Source organism: Rhodococcus sp. IEGM1339, from assembly GCF_050321925.1.
In the GTDB taxonomy this organism is placed as follows: Bacteria; Actinomycetota; Actinomycetes; order Mycobacteriales; family Mycobacteriaceae; genus Rhodococcus; species Rhodococcus pyridinivorans.
Genome location: NZ_JBNQFT010000057.1, coordinates 1 through 1452 on the forward strand (window position 1 = coordinate 1; position 1452 = coordinate 1452).

The 1452-nt window shown below is 65.6% G+C and carries 1 protein-coding gene; it reads left to right on the forward strand.

The window, feature by feature from the left end:
* Nucleotides 1-40: 40 nt before the first annotated feature.
* Nucleotides 41-1246, forward strand: coding sequence for an IS4 family transposase (locus ACQR3U_RS23310; RefSeq protein WP_064851798.1), 1206 nt, complete (start codon nt 41-43; stop codon nt 1244-1246).
* Nucleotides 1247-1452: the final 206 nt, after the last annotated feature.

The following is a 1452-nucleotide window of genomic DNA, read 5'->3' on the forward strand; positions in this document are numbered from 1 at the left end:
CAATACCGTTCAGTTAGGGGGGTTTGCGTTACGATGAGGTGTGCCTCGGAGTGGATGGGTGAAGCCGGTCTCGGATCGGCGGTTGTCGGATGTGGTGTCGGTGGGGTTGTTGACCAGGGCGTTTCCCGCGTCCTTGGTCGATGAGGTGATCGCGGAATGCGGTCGCAGGGAGCAGCGCAGTCGGTCGTTGACCGCTCGCGTGACGGCGTACTTCTCGATCGGGATGGCATTGAATTCGCAAGGCTCCTACGAGGAGGTCTTCGAGCAGCTCACCGACGGTTTGTCGTGGTCGTCGGGATGGTCGCAGTCCTGGTCGCCGCCGACCAAATCGGCGATCTTCCAGGCCCGGTCCCGTCTGGGATACGAACCGGTGCGGGAGCTGTTCCGCCGTGTCGCGCGACCGCTCGCCGACGCGGAGACACCCGGATCCTGGCTGGCGGGGCGCCGGTTGGTGGCCCTCGACGGGACCTGCCTCGACCTTCCCGATACCCCGGCCAACGCCGAGCATTTCGGGCGGCCGGCATCGAGCCGGGGCGAGCAGTCCGCGTTCCCGCAGGCGCGGCTGGTGGCCCTCGCCGAATGCGGCACCCACGCGGTATTCGACGCCGCGATCGGATCGTGTCGCACCTCCGAGCGGGAGCTGTCGCACGATCTGATGGACACCCTCGCACCGGGGATGCTGCTGCTCGCCGACCGGGGAATCTACGGATTCGACATGTGGACCCGCGCCGCCGCTACCGGCGCCGACCTGCTGTGGAGGGTCAAATCGACGCTCTCGCCCCGCCATGTCGAGACCCTCGACGACGGATCCTGGCTGGCACAGATCATCCCCACCTCCGGAAAGAATCGGCAGCAGCGAACACCGCTGACGGTGCGCGTCATCGACTACACCCTCGACGACGGCCGGGAGAACCCCGAGCAGTACCGGCTGCTGACCACGATCCTCGACCCCTCCGACGCCACCGCGGAAGAACTCGCCCTCGCCTACGCCCAACGCTGGGAAATCGAGAACACCTTCGACGAACTGAAAACCCACCAACGCGGACCACGAGCGGTCCTGCGGTCGAAATCCCCACCACTGGTCCTGCAGGAAATCTGGGGGCACCTGTGCTGCCACTACGCCATCCGCACCCTGATGCGCGACGCCGCGACCGCCGGCGGTCACGACCCGGACCGGATGTCCTTCGTCGCGGCCCTGCGGATAACCCGACGATCCCTGTCCCACAGCTCTTTTTCCCCCTCATAACCACCAGGCCGCCACCCGACTGTGGGATCAGGGCATCGCCAAACTCCTGCGCCGTATCAACCCGGTACGCCGACACCGCGCCAACCCCCGCGTCGTCAAACGCAAGGTCCTCAAATGGGCCGCGAAACGCGCGCACCACCAACACCATCCACAACCCACCCAGTCACCGATATGCACCATAGTGAGTCACTAACTTAACGGTATTG